Source organism: Dietzia aerolata (genome assembly GCF_014144865.1).
In the GTDB taxonomy this organism is placed as follows: Bacteria; Actinomycetota; Actinomycetes; order Mycobacteriales; family Mycobacteriaceae; genus Dietzia; species Dietzia aerolata.
The window spans coordinates 1-16,654 of the sequence record NZ_JAALDM010000028.1 but is presented as its reverse complement, the minus strand read 5'-3'; the positions used below and the strand labels follow the sequence as shown (position 1 = coordinate 16,654).

The window sequence follows — 16,654 nt, the reverse complement described above, 5'->3', positions numbered from 1 at the left end:
CTGGCCGCCGCCGTGGCCGGTCCAGGTCTGCGCGGCGAACTGCAGCCCGCCGTAGTAGCCGTTGCCGGTGTTGATCTGCCAGTTGCCGCCGGACTCGCACTGCGCGACCTGGTCCCACGCGGAGACGGGGGCGGCGCCCGCGGCGGGCGCGGACAGGCTGGCGGCTCCGGCGGCGACACCGCCTGCCAGGACTGCGCCGGCGAGGGTTCGGACGAGGTTCTTCTGCATGCTTCGCGACCTCCCTGGGGGTCTCGGATTGGTGCATCTGACTCGGACGGCCGCCGACACTACGGACCCGACCGGGGTGCGGCGCAAGGTCGGTGCCGGTGCCTACGGCGTGTCGGGGGGCCGAATTTTTACGACGACGACGAGGCCCGCCGCAGGTCAGGACCGCTAATCCGGGGATCGCGTACACCGGCGAATCGACCGGTGGTGAGTTCACCCACACCGACGCAGACTGGGGCCATGAGTGCTTTCTCGAAGGGCGACCATGTGGAGTGGAATTCCGAGGCGGGGATGGTCCGCGGCGTGATCCGGGCGGTCCACACCAAGGACGTGGAGTTCAAGGGCCGGACGCGGCGCTGCAGTCCGGAGGAGCCGCAGTACGAGATCGACAGTGACAAGACCGACCACGTGGCCATGCACAAGGAGAGTGCCCTGCGGAAGGTGAACTGAGTCGCGTCAGTTGGCGGCGGGCTGGCGCCGGAACATCACGATGGTCATGTCGGTGGCCAGGACGGGAACCCCGGCCTGATTCACCAGCTGACAGCTCAGGGACACCCGCCCGCGCGTGGATCCGAGTTTGATGTCGGTGATCTCGATCGTTCCGGTGAGAGTGTCCTCCGGGCGTACGGCTTCGAGGAATCGCACACTCTCCAGTTCACGACCCGCGACCACAGCCCACTGGCCGTAGATGGCCTCCACGGTGAGGCGCTGCAGGATCGCGATGGTGTGGATTCCGCTGGCGATCACGCCACCGAAGTGGCCTGTGGCCGCGGCCGCCGGGTCGGTGTGGAACCACTGATCATCCCAGCGCTCGGCGAACTCGATCAGATCCTGTTGCTCGAGGAGGAACTCGCCCAGCTGCACGCGGTCGCCCACCGTGAGGTCGTCGGCGAATACCGACGGCAGTGGTCTCTCGTCCGATCCCGGCGTCGAGGACTGCGCTGTCATGGTCGGCCCTTTCCTCTGCTGGCGGATATTGCCAGGTCACATGGCATCCAACCTACCCAGGTCTCCTGCCGGGTCGCGCCGGGGGCGACCCGGTCAGGCTCAAGTCCTACCTCGAGACCGGCACGACGCTGGGGCAGGAAAGTTGCGAACTGATGGGCCGGTAGCGCAAGCGCAGCCCGTGGCGTCAGCCGGGCTCCCTCACCGATCGCATGCTCGGCGCCACGGCCCGACACACTGCGAGGTGGCGTCCGCCAGCGGATAATGGCAGCCGTGACCACCAAACCCACCCTTGTCGTCATCCCGGACGGGGGCCGCTCCCGTGTGGTCGCGGTCCACGAATGCGGCGACCCCGCCGGCACCGCGATCATCCACTTCCACGGCACTCCGGGGTCGAGGCTCGAGTTGGATTTCGGGGGCGGACTCGCGGCCGACGCCGGTGTGCGACTGATCGGGTTCGACCGACCCGGCTACGGTGCCTCCGACCCCGGCCCGATCAGTGTGACAGGGATGGCACGGGACGTCGGGGCGATCGCAGATCATCTTGGATTGGGGCGGGTCGGGGTGTCAGCGTGGTCGGGCGGCACCGCGTTCGCGCTGGCCACCGCGGTGGAGTTTCCTGACCGCGTGTCCGGCGTGGGGATCTCCGGCGGGTTGGCTCCGTTCGACCGGATGCCGGGGGCCCGGGACGGGCTCACCCCGAATGATCTCGAGGCGCTGGCATGTCTACCGGAGGATCCGGCGCGCGCTGCCGAGATTTTTCGCGACGGCAATGCCGACATGCTCGAGGCGATGCTCTCGGTCCGGGACGACGAGACCTCACCCTGGATCGACTGGATGTTCGCGCGCAGCGATCCTGCGGTGATCACGGATCCGACTGCTCGGCAGGCCCTGGCCGTCAATTTCCGCGAGGCGCTGCAGCAGGGAATCGGTGCGATCGCGTGGGACAACGTCGCGTTTGTCGGGCCCTGGGGTTTCGGCGTCGAGGACATCGCCACGCCCGTGGCGCTGTGGTACGGCGACCGCGACGAGATGGCACCGCCGACAAACGGTCAGTGGCTGGCGGACCACCTACCCGACGCTCGACTGACCGTCGTCCGGAACGAGGGGCACCTCCTGCCACTGGCCCACCTGTCGGAAATGCTCAAGACTCTCTCCGAGATGGTGTGAGCCGCTGGGGCGGGGTGGTGGCCGGTGCCGACAGACCGGGCCCCGGCACCGCGACCCATCCCCGGGCTCAGCCGGCGACGGCCGCCGCGAGGTTGGACAGCGCGTCCTCGAGCTGCTGCTCAGATACCAGCGGGAAGTTGATCTTCTCCAGGTATTTCTTGTCGGTGACCTTCGACCAGTCGTAGGTGTGACGCACCAGCGTCGAGTCGGGGCCCTGCGGCTCGAGCTCCCAGACCCACTCCCAGCCCGGGGGCTCGATGCCGGGGCCGGGCGCGGTTTGCCAGGCCAGCAGCTTGTCCTCGGCGAAGCCCACGACGTGATTCTCGGTGCGGTACTCGCCGCCCCGGTGCGGGCCCTCCATGTCCATCTGGAACACGTCGCCGACCTGCTGGAGGCGGTCGGTCTTGTAGTCGCCGCGGACGAAGCCGGAGCCGTCCAGGCGGGCATGGTTCTCGGGGTTGGACAGGAACTCGAAGATCTCGGCCGCCGAGTGGTCGATCACGCGCTCGACGGTGATGGCTGTGGAATCACTCATGCCTCCACCGTGCACCCCTCACACCGATCTCGCATCCGGCCGCGCCCTCCGTTCGCCGATGCCGCTGATGCGAGGCACGCACGTGGTAAGCACGTGGCATGGGAACCACGCTCGAGATCGCCACCGACGACGGAACCGCCGAGGCCTACCTGACCGGGTCCGGCCCGGGTGTTCTGTTGTTCATCGACGCCATCGGACTGCGACCGCGTATCGAGGAGATGGCCGACCGGATCGCCGGGTGGGGCTACACGGTCCTGGCCCCGAACGTCTTCTACCGACTCGGCACCAGGGACGAACTGCTGCCGCCGATAGACCTGACCGTCCCCGAGAACCGGAAGGCCTACGGGCCGGTGATCATGCCCCGCGTGCAGGGCTACACCCCGGACCAGTCCAATCCGGATACCTCCCGCTGGCTGGACACCCTCGGTGAGCACGCGACCCCGGGGCCCGTCGGCGTGACCGGCTACTGCATGGGCGCGCGGCTGGCCATCGGGGCCGCTGCGCTGCGACCCGAGCACGTGGCCGCCGCAGCCGGATTCCACGGCGCGGCCCTGGTCGACGGCTCCGAGTCCAGCCCCCACCTGCTGCTGCCGCACTGCCGGGCCGAGTTCGCGTTCGGTCACGCGGACGCCGACCCCGCCAACGACGCCGAGGCGATCGCCGAACTGGGCCGATCCCTCGATGCCGCCGGACTGACCGCGCTGAACGAGACCTACCCGGATGCCCCGCACGGCTTCAGCATGTCGGACACTGCGTCGTACCAGGAGGCCGGCGCCGAGCGGATGTTCGCCACCATTGAGGCCCTGTTCGCCCGCACCCTCGGCGGGTCCGTCGACGCCTGAGTACGTCTGCGTACGCCTGAGTGCGCCTGCGTACGCCTGAGAATCAGCGCCCGCGGGCGGCGAAGCGGCCGATCAGGCGGGTGCTCGCCATGAACGGGATCCGAGTGAAGCGCTTGGAGTACCAGGCGAACGTGGCGAACGCGTCGGGCGTGATCACCGTCCGCCGGGCCTCGATCCCCTTCATCGACCGCCGCGCGATGATCTCGGACGTCAAATGCGTCCGGGCGAGCAGCTTGCGCGCCATCTCATCGGACTTCGCGTCCTCGCCGGACAGTGAATCCGCGAGCCCGGACTGGAAGAACTGCGGGCAAATCACCGACGTGGACACCCCGCGGTGCCGCAGCTCGGCGTCAAGCGTCTCCCCCAGCGCGACCGCGGCGGCCTTGGTGGCGTTGTAGGCACTCATCTGCGGGGCGTGCACCAGACCGGCGGCCGAGGCCGTGATGACGATCCGGCCACCGCGCGGGATCCGGTCGGCGAAGGTCCTGCAGCCGCGCACCACGCCCAGCAGGTTGATGTCGACGATTCGCTGCCACGCCTGCATCGACGTGGTCCCGATCGGCCCGCCCACGGCGATGCCGGCATTGTTGACCAGGACATCCAGGCTGTCGATCTCGGCGGCCGTGGCGAGCCAGTCCGCGTCCGAGGTCACGTCCAGACGCCGGTAGGTCCAACGTCCGGCCAACTCCGCCACCTCGGGCGGAGCCTGCGCATGAATATCAGTGAGGATCACCTCGTCGCCGAGGGCGAGAAATTCTCGCGAGATTGCCAACCCCAGGCCGGAGGCCGCGCCTGTGACGAGGACGCGCCGCGGAGTAGAAGTGCTCATCGGGCCAGGCCCACCTTGTCGTCGTCGTTGTCGGACCCCACGTCCCCACGTGCCCCGGCGAGCTCCACCGCATCGCCGAACGCCATCCCGCGACGCTGGTCGCCGAAGGCGAGCTCCGGGATCTCCACCAGGTAGTTCTGCACGTAGCGCCACGGCCGCGCCTCGCCCTGCTTGGGGAACTTGTGACCGTCGCGCCGCACGTACCCGGCGTCGAAATCGAGTAGCATGCGCTCGGCGGGGGCATCGGGCAGCACCGGCGCGTACACCGCGTCGCCGCGCTTCCACAGCTTGACCATGTAGCGCGAGACCATGTCCGCGCGCAGGGTCCAGGACGAGTTGATGTAGCCGACGGTGAAGCTGAAATTGGGCACGCCGGCGAGCATCATGCCGCGGTAGGTGGCCTGCGCGGGGATGTCGAGTGGTCGGCCGTCGATGCTCAGGGTGCCGCCGCCGAACGCCTGGAGGCGCAGACCGGTGGCGGTGATAATCACGTCCGCCTCGATTTCTTCACCTGTAGTAAGCCGGATGCCGTTGGCGGTGAAGGTCTCGATGTTCCCGGTCACCACGCGCGCGCCGCGCTGCAGGGAGCGGAAGATGTCGCCTTCGGGGGCCTTGCAGACGCGCTGATCCCACGGGCGGTAGTCGGGCGTGAAGTGCTGGTCGATCATCTCCGCGGAGATGAACTTGCGCTGCATCGAGCGCAGGGCCGCCTTGAACAGCCAGGGCGCCCGCTGCGCCACCACGTATTGCGTCATGTCGCGCGCGCCGTGGTTGAAGCGCGCCACCCGGTGCGCCGCCTGCGCCGGGAGGAGCCGTTTCCAGAACGCGCTGATCCGGTCCTTCGTGGGCAGCGGGCCGATGTAGGTGGGGGTGCGCTGCAGCATCGTCACCTCGGCGCCCAGTTCCTCCAGCGCCGGCAGCAGTGTGACGGCCGTGGCGCCGGAGCCGATCACCACGAACTTCTTGCCGGCGTAGTCCAGGTGCTCCGGCCACTGCTGCGGGTGGATGATCTCGCCGGTGAAATCGGCCTCGCCCGGGAACTCGGGGCGGTGGCCCTCGGAGTGGGAGTAGTAGCCGGAGCCGTAGTGGACGCGGCGGGACCACACGATGCGCTCGGTCGGTTCGCCGCCAGCCTCAGATCCCACGCGACAAGTGATCCGGTACAGCTGTCGAGCACTGTCCCAGTTGGAATCGGCCACCCAGGAACGCAGGTGGAGCCGCTCCAGCGCGCCGGCCTCGCGGGCCGTGTCGCGGAGGTACTCCTTGATCTCGGGGCCGCCTCCGAGCGTGGCCTCGTGCGGCCAGGGCCGGAACGGGAACCCGAAGGTCGCCATGTCCGAGTCCGAGCGGATGCCGGGGTAGCGGAAGGTGTGCCAGGTCCCACCGAGGTCATCATGGTCGTCGTGAATTTCCCAGTTCCAGTGCGGGAACTCGCGACTGACGTGGTGGGCGAGGTCGATTCCGGACAGGCCCGCGCCCACGATCAGCAGGTCCAGTGGATGGTCGTGCGTCGCGCCCGGCCGCTGGCGGTTGTCAAAAGTTGCGCTCATGTCCAGTACGGTAGCCCGCCGAGCGCATAAAAACTTGCCGTAATGCGCCAACAAGTTGAGATTTTGCGCCACGACGCGCAGGGTTTCGTCATGGCGTACATCCGATCGGCGGGACTGCGCGGCGTCCGGCAGGTGGTCACCGACCTCGGCGGGGACCCCGACGATCTCGCGAGTCGCTGCGCGCTCCCGGTCGCCGCCCTGGACAGTGATGAGCTCCTGGTCGAGGACCTCGCCATCGCGCTGCTTCTGGAGACCGCGGCTGCGGAATTGAACTGCCCCGATCTCGGCCTGCGCGTGGCCGGGCTGCAGGACCTGGACATGCTGGGCCCGGTCGCGGTGGCCGTGAAGAACACCCGTACCGCCACCCAGGCGCTGGAGATGACCTCGAAGTACCTGTTCTTCCACTCGCGGTCGATCGAGATCACCGTGGTGGAAGACCCCAGGGGCGACGACGACGTCTTGGGTGTGCGCTTCGGGTACCGGGACGCCGGCCAGGTGATCCCCCCACAGTCGGTCGATCTGGTTCTACTGTTCCTGCACCACTCCATGCAGAGTCTGCTGGGGAATGACTACGGACTGCTGTCGGTGGAGCTGCCGAACCCGCCCAGCGTTTCGACGCGGCGGTACGAGGAACTCTTCAGCGCGCCGGTGAACGCCTCCACCCCGGGCGCGGTGTTGCGGGTGCCCTCGGCCCTGCTCCACCATCCGGTGTCCGGGGGAGATCAGACCCTGCAGCAGTTGGCGCTGCGCTACCTCGACCAGCATGTTCCGCCGGACCGACGCGGGGTCGTTGACCACGTTCGCGCGGTTCTCCATCAGTCGCTGGAGACGGGAACCTCGTCGCTGACCGATGTGGCAGGCATGCTCGCGGTGTCGCCGCGGACGTTGCAGCGCGAGCTCGCGAAGGAGGGCGAGACCTTCGCCTCGATCCGGGATGAGGTGCGCCGCGAGACCGCCTTGCGGCTGCTCACCTCCACAGAGATCCCGCTCTATCAGATCGCCTCCGCGCTCGGACTCGGCGACGCCACGACCTTCAGCCAGTACGCGCGTCGTTGGTGGGGGATGACGGCCAGGCAGATCCGCCAGGCCGGACAGGTCTCCCATGCCGGTCAGGCGACCCGGGCGCAGTAAGCATCCCTGTCGCGGTCGGCGTCTCGAGGGCAACCGACACCTCTGGCGCGGTCGGCCCGACCCTGCAGCACACCCGCCTCCCAGGTGGGAGAATGGGCGCCATGAGTTCGCCGTCGTCGTCCGATCCGCTGTCCCTGCTGAGCGCCGGGCAGCCCTCGGAGGGTGACGACGATCCGATCCGCGAGCAAATCCTCGACGCCGCAACCGCACAGTTCGCGAGCGTCGGGATCGCCCGGTCCACCATGGGTGACATCACGCGACGCGCCGGCCTGGCCCGGATGACGCTGTATCGACGATTCGCCAATAAGCAGGATCTCGTCGAGGCGGCGTTGATGCGGGAGGCGTGGTGGTTCCTGTCAGCGCTGCAGCAGGAAATCGACTCCCACGACTCACTCGAAGGCAAGCTGACCGAGGGGTTCGCGTTCACCATCACCAGGCTGCGCGACCACGGCCTCCTCAACCGACTCCTGGAAACCGAGGCGGAATCGACCGTCCCGTACTTCACCGTGCAGGGGGCGCCGCTCATCACCGCGGCCGCGCATTTTCTCGCTGATGTGGTCTCGCGGAGCGTGCCCGACAATCGCAGCCGGGAGGAGTTGCTCGTCGTCTCCGAGGTCGTGGTTCGCCTCGTCGTCTCGTTCATCCTCAGTCCGTCGATGATCATCGACCTGGACGACCCGGGGCTCACGCGTGCCTTCGCCCGCAATCAGATCGGGCCGCTGCTCGGCCCGTCGGAGTTCCCGCCGGGCGCGTAATGCCCCGCCGACCCGCATCGGCCCGACCACAGCCGCTCCCCTGCATGGCGTCTCGCCCGTCCCGCGCCGGCACCATCCGACCACAGCCGCTCCCCTGCATGGCGTCTCGCTCGTCCCGCGGCGGGCGCGAGACGCCATCGCGGGGCGCGGCTGCGCTCCACGGATAACGGCTGACCTGGATCAACCCGGCCGCATCCAGACCAACCGTTGACACATGACCCCTCCGTGTCTAGCGTCAGTGACAAATAGATCGAGATTGTCACTCTGTAACCGTTTCGATCTCGGGTCCCACGCTCCCGGCCACGAGGCCGGTGACCGGAAGGATGGTCATGACCGCAATCGCACCCCGCCCCTCGGCGAGCACCGACGAGTACGAGGCCACGCTCCGGCGCCTGTCCGACGCCTCGGTCCACCGCAGCTTCGACCCGTTCATCGACATCGCCTGGGACGATCCCGATTTCGCCGTCGACCCAACCGACGCCCGCTGGGTCCTGCCCGCCGGCATCGATCCCCTTGGCGGCCACCCCTGGTACAAGTCACTCCCGCTCGAGAAGCAGATCGCGATCGGACTGTGGCGCCAGGCCAACATCATGAAGGTTGGGCTGCAGTTCGAGAACATCCTGATCCGCGGGATCATGCAGTACGTCTTCAAGTCGAACAACGGCTCGGCCGAGTTCCGGTACCTCACCCACGAGGCCACCGAGGAGTGCCACCACACGCAGATGTTCCAGCAGGGCGTGAACCGCATCGGCGCGGATGTTCCGGGTATGCCGCGGTGGCTGCGCCGCATCTCGCCGATCATCCCCATGGCCGCCGGCCCGTTCCCGGTGGCGTTCTTCATCGGGGTGTTGGCCGGCGAGGAGCCCATCGACCACACCCAGAAGCAGGTCCTGCGCCACTCCGACGACCTGCCGCCGGTGCTCTCGCGGATCATGGAGATCCATGTGGCCGAGGAGGCCCGCCACATCTCGTTCGCCCACACCTACGTCGCGCGCAACGCACCCAAGATGTCGCGCGCCCAGACGATGGCCACGTCGCTGCTGTTCCCGGTCATCATGCGGCTGTTGTGCGACGCGATCCTCAAGCCCACCTCCGAGTTCCGCGACGCCTTCGACATCCCGCAGTACGTCGTCGATGAGCTGTACTGGGACAGCCCCGAATCGCAGCGATTCCTGTCCGACCTGTTCGGCGACGTCCGCCAGCTCGCCGAGGATTCCGGCCTGATGAACCCGCTGGCCCGCCGCGTGTGGAAGGCCCTGAAGATCGACGGCCGACCGTCCCGATTCCGGGGCGAGCCGCCGGTGGCGTTCGCGGACTGACCCGGACTCGGTCTCAGGGAATCACCATGCCCCACGTCATCACGCAGGCCTGCTGCGCGGACGCGTCCTGCGTCCACGCGTGCCCGGTCAATTGCATCCACCCCACGCCCGACGAGCCGGATTTCGGCACGGCCGACATGCTCTACATCGACCCGGTGTCCTGCGTCGACTGCGGCGCGTGCGTGGGCGCCTGCCCGGTCGGGGCGATCGTCCCGCACACCGAACTCGCGCCCGAGCAGGGGGATTTCCTGCGCATCAACGCCGAGCTCACCGGGGATGATCGTCCGTCGCGGCCGCAGGCCCGCGTTCCCACGCTGGTCCGCCTGGGCCCCACCCGCACCACGCTGCGGGTCGCGGTGGTGGGCGCCGGTCCCGCAGCCCTGTTCGCGGCCGACGCGCTGCTCCGCCAGGACGGCGTGCAGGTGACGGTTTTCGATCGCCTCCCCGTTCCGCACGGTCTGGCCCGCCACGGGGTGGCCCCCGATCACGTCGACACCCGCCGGGTGGCGGAGCTGTTCACGGCGATCGAGAACGAGCCGGGTTTCGACTACCGCCTCGGCGTGGAGGTCGGCCGGGACATCACCGTCGCCGAGCTCGCCGCCCACCATCATGCGGTCATCTACGCGACCGGAGCCGGTACCGACAAGCCTCTTCCCATCCCGGGTACGAAGCTCCCCGGCAGCATGTCCGCTACGGAAGTAGTGGCGTGGTACAACGGCCATCCCGATCACACAGCCACCCACGTCCCGCTGGACAGCGAGCGGGCGGTGATCGTTGGCAACGGCAATGTCGCGCTGGATGTCGCGCGCATCCTGGCCACCGATCCGGAGCGGCTCGCCGCCACATCGATCGCACCGCACGCCCTCGCCGCCCTGCGCGGCAGTCGGGTCCGCGAGGTGGTGGTACTGGGCCGCCGCGGCCCCCAACACGCCGCATTCACGCTGCCCGAACTGGTGGGGCTCGCCGCGCGCGAGGACATCGACCTGCGAGTCCACGCCCCCGAGGGCATCGACGTCTCGGCCGCGCCCGACCGCCAGACGCGCCTGAAGTTGGAGTACCTCGCCGCGCTCCCCGCCGCGAACGACTCCGGCGCCGCCACCGGGCCGGACGACTCCGCCGGCCCCGGGCACTCTCGCCGCCGGATCGTCCTGCGCTTCCAGGCCTCCCCCGTGGAGATCGTGGGAACCGCCCGCGCCGAGGGCCTACGGGTTGTGCGCACCGAACTGTCCTTTGGGGACGACGACGACAACACCGCGCCGGCCGCGGCCCTCCCGGTTGCCGGCACCGAGGAGTTCCTCGAGGCGGGGCTGGTCCTGGGGTCGGTTGGCTACCGGGGGATTCCCCTTCCGGGCGTGCCGTTCGATCCTGAGTCCGCGACGATCCCCAATCTGTCGGGCCGGGTTCTCGATGCTCCCGGCGGCGCCGAGGTTCCGGGGGCGTACACCGTGGGCTGGATCAAGCGGGGTCCCCGCGGGTTCATCGGCTCCAACAAGACGTGCGCACGCGAGACGGTCAATGCCCTGCTCGCCGACGCCAACTCGGGCCACTTGCCGGTGCCGCGGCCGGCGGCGGAGTTCGAGGCAATGCTGCGCGCACGGCGGCCCGATGCCGTCGATCTGGCGAGCTGGCGCGAGCGCGAGCGCGAGCCCGGGCACCGTACAGACCCAGCACGCGCGGCCGTGTCCTGATTCGAAGCGGCGTCAGCGCAGCGGCGTGCACGCCAGGTCGTCTTCAGTCCCGCCTCCCTGCCCAGCATGCTGATGCCGGGACGCCAGGTCGACCAGACCGGTGATGAGCTGGAGGGCTGGCGACGGACCGCCGTCGGATTCGGTGTACACCGACACGTAGTCGACATCCCGGTGCCGCCGGAGCAACTCCCACGCCTCGTCGACCCGGCGGGACAACGGCGGTGACCACTGCCCACGCGCCATAAGGCCCAACCGCGTGCCAAAGACGACCTTGGATTCCGGCATCTCCTCGATGAGCTGGTCATATACCTGCACGGGGGCGAGTTCGGAGCCGCGGACCACGCCGCGCATCAGGCTGTCCTCCTCCACTCCGCTCACCGGGTCGCCGGGGACGGAGAGCCACAGGGTCCGGTCCGGTATGGGGCCGAGCCGACTGCCCGCGACCCCCTGTCCTCCGGGGTCCTCCTGGCCCGGTAGCCAGCGGTCCCGGGGACGGTAGGGATCTGCGATCATCCCCACCGCGACCACCCTGTCCAGTTGGTCCGGGTTGGCGTCGAGCCAGTCGTGGATGACCCGGCAGCCGCTGCTGATCCCGATCAGCATGACCGGATCGGAGGGGTGAAGTCTGACGAGCCTGGACAGATCCGCTGATCCGGCGGCGGCCGACGATTCCCACGTATGGGCGTTTCTCGGGAGGTCACCGGGTTCGGGGAACTGGACTCGGACGGCCGGTTCCAAGCCGAGGCGATCGGTGAGTTCGTGGGCGCGCTCGTCGATGGTGTCGTCGAAGCTCCTGAATTCGCCGTCAGTGTCGGCAATGAACAACCGCACGTGTTTTCCTCGCTCTCACGTCAACACGCGGGCGTCCCGACTCCCCTCGCCGGGCACCCGCATACCGCCAGTGTCATACGATCGTCCGACACGAACTTGGGAATCACCTGGGAAAATGCGGAGAAACGGATTTCATTTCCGCCGCCTGGACCTGCCCTGACGGCATCCGGTCCGTCGGCATGGAGCGCTCGACCGGTCAGGCGGCTCCGGGCTCCAGGGCGTGGGCGTGGCGTGCGGGGTGGCCTCCCGGACGGCCCGCCTCGTGACCGACCGGGCCACCTGCGGGGTGGCCTGCCGGATGGCGCGCGGAGCGGTCGCCCAGACTGCCGACGAGGCGCTCGCCCGGGTGGTCGACGGCAGGGCATGAGTTCGATTCGGCGGTGTGCTCCGCGATGGCCATGATCAGTTGCCCGAGCGGTGACGGCTGACTTTGCTCACCGGTCTCATAGGCCTCGATGTAGTGACCAGAGGCCTGTCTGCGCAGGACCTCGCGCGCCCGGTCCACTCGTCCGGGAAGCCCCAGTGACCACTGGGTCGGACGGTGTGCGACGCCAAGTCGGGCAGCGAGTCCGGTGCGACTTTCGGATAGGTCGACAAGCAGTTCGTCGTAGGCCTGGTCCGGCGCCAGGTCGGAGTCGTGAACGGCCGGCCGCAGTGGACTGTCCCCGTCGACACCGCTCAGCGGGTCACCGGGCACGGAGAGCCAGAAGGTGCGTTCGGGGATGGGGCTCTCCCAACTGCCGTAGACGCCCTGGCCACCCGGATCGGGGACGCCGGGCAGGGTCTGCCCGCGTGGTCGGAAGGGATCACCGATCAGTCCCACGGCCGCCACCCGATCCAGCAGGTCGGGGTTGGCGTCAATCCAGTCGTGGATGACTCGGGTTCCGCAGCCCACACCGATGAGCACGATGTCGTCCGAGGGATGGAGCCGGACGAGTCTGGCCAGATCGGCCACCCCGGCGGCCGCCGCGGACTCCCAGGAGTGCGGCCGCGCGTGACCGCCCTCGCCGGGGTGGGGCCACTGCACCCGCACGGTGTCGCGGGCCCCCACGCGGAGCTTCAGATCCTGGACGAACTCGGTCGAACACTGCGATCGGGCCCGGGCTCTGTACCCGCCGTCTCGATCTGCGATGAGAATTCGCATGGCCACCGCCTCCTCGGATTGGGCGTCCACGAAGGTCGACCCGATGCCATGCCCATGAGTGTCCTACGAACGTGTGACGATGGGAAACACATTTCGCGTTTGTCAAAACACTTTCAGATTTGCCTCAATATCGTTCTCGGCCACGGCCACTCGAGGTCGAGCCAGCCCGAGAGCCAACCAGTCGATCAGATCCGCCACGTATTCGGCGTGCGAAGGGGGGTCCCCGACCTCGCCCTCGGCGCGCACCGCGAGTTCAGACGTCGCCATCACCACGAGCTGACGCACCCGATGCCGCGCCACCTCCTCACCGCACCGCTGCGATGCTCCGGCGACGAGCAGGGCGAGCTGTTCCTGCAGCACAGTCCCCTCCACCGGAGCAGCGGTCACGGTCCGCCCGACCTCGGTGAGCGGGCCCACCTGGGCGATCACGCGAAGTAGGCATCGCCCCTCGTCGTCGAGCAGCAGATCCGCGAGCGGTGCCACGACGCCGCGCACCACCTCACCCAACTCTGGGGTCGCGGCGGTCCAGCGTTCGAGGTCCGCGCGGCGCTCGTCCTCCATCCGGGCCACACCGCGATTGAGGATCTCCCCGAGAAGTCCGCTGCGGGAACCGAAGTGGTAGTTGATGGCCGAATCGTTGGCCTGACCGGCGTCGGCGACGATGTCGCGCACGCGCGCCGATCGCCACCCCTCGGTCGCGAATCGGCGCAGGCCGGCGGCGTAGAGGGCCTGTCGAGTTTCGGCGGAGGATCGCGACATGCGGAGAGTCTAGACCGGTTCCGGCAATGCCCCTTCCCACCGAATAACAGACGGTGTTAAATGGCGTCATGGCGCAACCCACGACCTCCGGCCCCGCGGTCTTCGACCCCTTCGACCCGGCCCACCTGGCGGACCCCTATCCGGCGTACCAGGTGCTCCGCGACACCGATCCGGTCCACCATCACCTCGGCGACGGCACGCAGGCGCGCCCCGAATTCTGGGCCCTGTCGCGGTACGCGGACGTCGACGCGGCCGTCACCGAGCCGGACCTGTTCTCCTCCGCGAGCGGGTTGACCTTCTATGCGGACGAGATCGAAAAGCTCGGCCTGGCCCCGACCATCGTGATGATGGACCCGCCCGAGCACTCGACCAAGCGCCGCCTGCTGGCCAAGGCCTTCTCCCCCAGGCGGGTCGCCGAAACCGAGCCGATCATCCGCGATTTCGTCCGCGGCAGGCTCGCCGACATGGCGGAGCGCCACGCCGCCGGCGAGACCGTGGACCTGCACCGCGACTTCTCGTCGCAGGTGCCGACCTTCGTGCTGGCGCACCTCTTCGGCCTGCCCGAGGCGGACCGCCCGCTCTTCGACCCATGGGTCACCGCCCTCACCTCACTCCAAGACGAGGGCTTCCGCCCGGAGGGCCTCGACGGCGGCGCACTGGGCGCGGTCGGCGCGATGTTCGAGTACTTCGGCGCGCTCATCACCGAGCGCCGGGCCACCCCGGGCGACGACCTCATCTCCGCACTGACGCAGGCCGAGATCGAGGGAGAGACGCTCACCGACTGGGACGTGCTGGGATTCTGCTTCGTCATCGTCGCCGGCGGAAATGACACGACCGGCAACCTCATCTCACACACTGCGGCCCTGCTCGACCGTCACCCCGACCAGCGCACGATGCTCGCCGCCAACCCTGACCTGATCCCCGGCGCGCTCGTCGAGTGCCTGCGGATGGAGTCCAGCGTGCAGGCGCTCGCGCGGACCACGACGCGCGAGGTGACGATCGAGGGCGTGACCATCCCGGCCGACGAGAAGGTGATGATGCTCTACGGTTCCGCCAACCGCGACGAGCGCCGCTACGGCCCCACCGCCGGCCAGCTCGACATCACCCGCGAGGACACCGGCCACCTCGCGTTCTCGCGCGGACCGCATTTCTGCATCGGCTCCCACTTCGCGAGACTGCAGGCCCGGCTCGCGGTGGAGGAGCTCTACGCCGCGCACCCGAGCCTGGGCGTCGACCACACCGCCGCCGTCCGCACCGTCTCCCCGTTCACGCGCGGCTTCACCTCGCTTCCGGCCACCGGCCTCACCATCTGAGCCGACCTGCAACGATCCACCCCCGACCGGCGATATACCTTGCGAGGCCGGAATCGGCCGGCCGGGGCGCGACGGAACGTCAGGACCACCCGTCAACGCCTGTAGAGGATCGGAGACATCATGTGGTCTGGACCTATGAACGGGCCGATCTCGGGGATCTTCCTCGGCATCGCCAACGCCATCTACGCAGCACTGCCGGCGCCACTGAACTTCGTGGCGTACCTGCCGTTCGGCTCGGCGGCCCTCATCGGCGCCACCGGCCTGTAGCCGCGCCGCGTCAGGTGCCGCAGTACGTCACGTGCGGCGCCGCGCCCGCCGGTGCGGGTTCGAGGTAGCGCTCCAGTCCGGGGCGTTCGGTGTAGGGATCGGTGACGACGACGACGAGGTTCCGCACCGGCCCCAGGTCACCTGCCGTGGCGGCGTCCAGCGCTTCCTCCACCAGGTGGTTCCGCGGAATGTAGACGGGATTGGCGTCGGCCATTCTCGTTGCCGACGGGGCCATCGCCCGCCAGCGGGCGAGCCAGGCATCCGCGGGGCCTTCGCCCGCGCCGGGGTCGGCCTCGGAGCAGCTCCCGCCCGGCGCTGCGGCGAACAACTCCCGGAGTCCGGTCTCGTCCCCGCGGGCGGCGGCGGTGAGGTTCCGGAAGAAGTTCGTGAAATCTACATGTGTTGCGGCCAGCAGGGCGAGCAGGTCCTCGATGAGCATGCGCACCTGCTCGTCGTCAGCCCCCGAGCTCTCGCCCGAGCCTCCGCCCGGTCCCGCGCCATCGCCAGAGCCCGCATCCGCGCCACCTCCCGCGTCCCCACGACCTGGCAGTCCGAGCTTGTCACGCATCCCGTCGGCGAAGGCGCGCCGGTACGCGTCGGGGAACGTGTTCAGTTCCTCGGTGAGCAGGCGGACGGCCTCGTCGGGGTCCGGGTCGATCAGCGGGACCAACGCTTCGGCGAAGCGCGCGAGGTTCCACTGCATGATCCCGGGCTGGTTCCCGTAGGCGTACCGGCCGCCGGTATCAATGGAGCTGAAGACGGTCGCCGGGTCGTAGGACTCCATGAACGCGCACGGGCCGTAGTCGATGGTCTCGCCGGAGATCGTGGTGTTGTCCGTGTTCATCACGCCGTGGACGAATCCCAGCAGCATCCAGCGCGCCACGAGGTCGGCCTGCACGCGCAGCACGCTGGAGAACAACTCGAGGTACGGGTTCGCCGCGCCGGCCGCCCGGGGATGGTGGCGGGCGATCGCGTGGTCGGCCAGCCGCCGCAGCACCGTGTTGTCGTTGTCGTTGTCGTCGCCCTTATTGTCTTTTCCGGCGAGGGCCCGTGCGAACTGGAACGTTCCCACCCGCTCGTGGCCCGCCGCGACGCGCGCGAGCACCGCGCCCGGCAGGGGCTCCTCCCGGTGGACGGTGTTGCCCGTGGCGGTGACCGCCAGCGACCGGGTGGTGGGCACACCGAGGGCGTGCATGGCCTCGCTGATGATGTATTCGCGCAGCATGGGGCCGACCGCTGCCAAGCCGTCGCCACCGCGGGCGAACGGCGTGCGGCCGGAACCCTTGAGGTGCAGGTCGCGGCCGTCGGCGAGCTCGCCCATCAGCAGGGCCCGCCCGTCGCCGAGGCGCGG

Annotated in this window: 18 protein-coding genes; 9 read left to right on the top strand and 9 right to left on the bottom strand. The window is 69.0% G+C overall.

What is annotated here, in order from left to right; genetic code table 11:
• Positions 1 to 228 (bottom strand): transglycosylase family protein (locus G6016_RS02335; protein ID WP_182631102.1); only part of this gene is annotated, 228 nt, incomplete at its 3' end.
• Between the two features lie 237 nt (positions 229 to 465).
• On the opposite strand from G6016_RS02335, the gene G6016_RS02330 reads away from it, so the two are divergent.
• Positions 466 to 675, top strand: coding sequence for a hypervirulence associated TUDOR domain-containing protein (locus tag G6016_RS02330; protein WP_182631101.1), 210 nt, complete (start codon positions 466 to 468; stop codon positions 673 to 675).
• A gap of 6 nt (positions 676 to 681) precedes the next feature.
• Here the strand turns inward: G6016_RS02330 and G6016_RS02325 are convergent, their stop codons facing one another.
• Positions 682 to 1,173 carry a MaoC/PaaZ C-terminal domain-containing protein gene (locus tag G6016_RS02325; protein WP_182631100.1) on the bottom strand — a complete coding sequence of 164 codons (492 nt, stop codon included), beginning with the start codon at positions 1,171 to 1,173 and terminating at the stop codon, positions 682 to 684.
• A 270-nt stretch (positions 1,174 to 1,443) separates the two neighbouring features.
• Here G6016_RS02325 and G6016_RS02320 point away from each other — a divergent pair, with 270 nt between their 5' ends.
• Positions 1,444 to 2,340 (top strand): alpha/beta fold hydrolase, encoded by an 897-nt coding sequence (locus tag G6016_RS02320; RefSeq protein WP_338403479.1) that lies wholly within the window; start codon positions 1,444 to 1,446, stop codon positions 2,338 to 2,340.
• A 67-nt stretch (positions 2,341 to 2,407) separates the two neighbouring features.
• On the opposite strand, the gene G6016_RS02315 is transcribed toward G6016_RS02320, so the two are convergent.
• A complete protein-coding gene (locus tag G6016_RS02315) occupies positions 2,408 to 2,875 on the bottom strand; it encodes an SRPBCC family protein (protein ID WP_182631098.1) in 468 nt (155 codons plus the stop codon).
• Positions 2,876 to 2,973: 98 nt separating this feature from the next.
• Between G6016_RS02315 and G6016_RS02310 the strand changes: the two genes are divergently transcribed.
• Positions 2,974 to 3,717, top strand: coding sequence for a dienelactone hydrolase family protein (locus tag G6016_RS02310; protein ID WP_182631097.1), 744 nt, complete (start codon positions 2,974 to 2,976; stop codon positions 3,715 to 3,717).
• Positions 3,718 to 3,760: 43 nt separating this feature from the next.
• Here G6016_RS02310 and G6016_RS02305 read toward each other — a convergent pair whose 3' ends face one another.
• Together G6016_RS02305 and G6016_RS02300 are read right to left on the bottom strand one after the other, a co-directional pair.
• A complete protein-coding gene (locus G6016_RS02305; RefSeq protein ID WP_182631096.1) occupies positions 3,761 to 4,546 on the bottom strand; it encodes an SDR family NAD(P)-dependent oxidoreductase in 786 nt (261 codons plus the stop codon).
• The gene (locus G6016_RS02300; protein WP_182631095.1) at positions 4,543 to 6,096 is read right to left on the bottom strand and encodes a flavin-containing monooxygenase; all 1,554 of its coding nucleotides are present in this window, start codon (positions 6,094 to 6,096) and stop codon (positions 4,543 to 4,545) included. Before G6016_RS02300 ends, G6016_RS02305 begins: the two co-directional genes overlap by 4 nt.
• Positions 6,097 to 6,138: 42 nt before the next feature.
• Here G6016_RS02300 and G6016_RS02295 point away from each other — a divergent pair, with 42 nt between their 5' ends.
• The 4 genes from G6016_RS02295 (at position 6,139) to G6016_RS02280 (ending at position 10,989) form a co-directional block, all read left to right on the top strand.
• Complete coding sequence (locus G6016_RS02295) at positions 6,139 to 7,227, top strand: AraC family transcriptional regulator (RefSeq protein WP_338403478.1); 1,089 nt, start codon at positions 6,139 to 6,141, stop codon at positions 7,225 to 7,227.
• A gap of 101 nt (positions 7,228 to 7,328) precedes the next feature.
• Positions 7,329 to 7,982, top strand: coding sequence for a TetR/AcrR family transcriptional regulator (locus G6016_RS02290; protein WP_182631094.1), 654 nt, complete (start codon positions 7,329 to 7,331; stop codon positions 7,980 to 7,982).
• 329 nt (positions 7,983 to 8,311) lie between these two features.
• Positions 8,312 to 9,301, top strand: coding sequence for an AurF N-oxygenase family protein (locus tag G6016_RS02285; protein WP_182631093.1), 990 nt, complete (start codon positions 8,312 to 8,314; stop codon positions 9,299 to 9,301).
• 26 nt (positions 9,302 to 9,327) lie between these two features.
• Entirely contained in the window at positions 9,328 to 10,989 is a 1,662-nt protein-coding gene (locus G6016_RS02280; RefSeq protein WP_182631092.1) for an FAD-dependent oxidoreductase, read from the top strand.
• A gap of 12 nt (positions 10,990 to 11,001) precedes the next feature.
• Here G6016_RS02280 and G6016_RS02275 read toward each other — a convergent pair whose 3' ends face one another.
• The 3 genes from G6016_RS02275 to G6016_RS02265 all read right to left on the bottom strand — a co-directional run bounded on the left by G6016_RS02275 (position 11,002) and on the right by G6016_RS02265 (position 13,723).
• The gene (locus G6016_RS02275; RefSeq protein ID WP_182631091.1) at positions 11,002 to 11,820 is read right to left on the bottom strand and encodes a hypothetical protein; all 819 of its coding nucleotides are present in this window, start codon (positions 11,818 to 11,820) and stop codon (positions 11,002 to 11,004) included.
• Positions 11,821 to 12,016: 196 nt separating this feature from the next.
• Positions 12,017 to 12,964, bottom strand: coding sequence for a hypothetical protein (locus G6016_RS02270; RefSeq protein WP_182631090.1), 948 nt, complete (start codon positions 12,962 to 12,964; stop codon positions 12,017 to 12,019).
• A 102-nt stretch (positions 12,965 to 13,066) separates the two neighbouring features.
• Entirely contained in the window at positions 13,067 to 13,723 is a 657-nt protein-coding gene (locus tag G6016_RS02265) for a TetR/AcrR family transcriptional regulator (RefSeq protein WP_182631089.1), read from the bottom strand.
• A gap of 68 nt (positions 13,724 to 13,791) precedes the next feature.
• Between G6016_RS02265 and G6016_RS02260 the strand changes: the two genes are divergently transcribed.
• Entirely contained in the window at positions 13,792 to 15,036 is a 1,245-nt protein-coding gene (locus tag G6016_RS02260) for a cytochrome P450 (protein ID WP_182631088.1), read from the top strand.
• A gap of 120 nt (positions 15,037 to 15,156) precedes the next feature.
• Positions 15,157 to 15,303, top strand: coding sequence for a hypothetical protein (locus tag G6016_RS02255; protein ID WP_182631087.1), 147 nt, complete (start codon positions 15,157 to 15,159; stop codon positions 15,301 to 15,303).
• Between the two features lie 10 nt (positions 15,304 to 15,313).
• Here G6016_RS02255 and G6016_RS02250 read toward each other — a convergent pair.
• The coding region (locus G6016_RS02250) for a protein adenylyltransferase SelO (RefSeq protein WP_182631086.1) at positions 15,314 to 16,654 on the bottom strand (1,341 nt) is incomplete at its 5' end.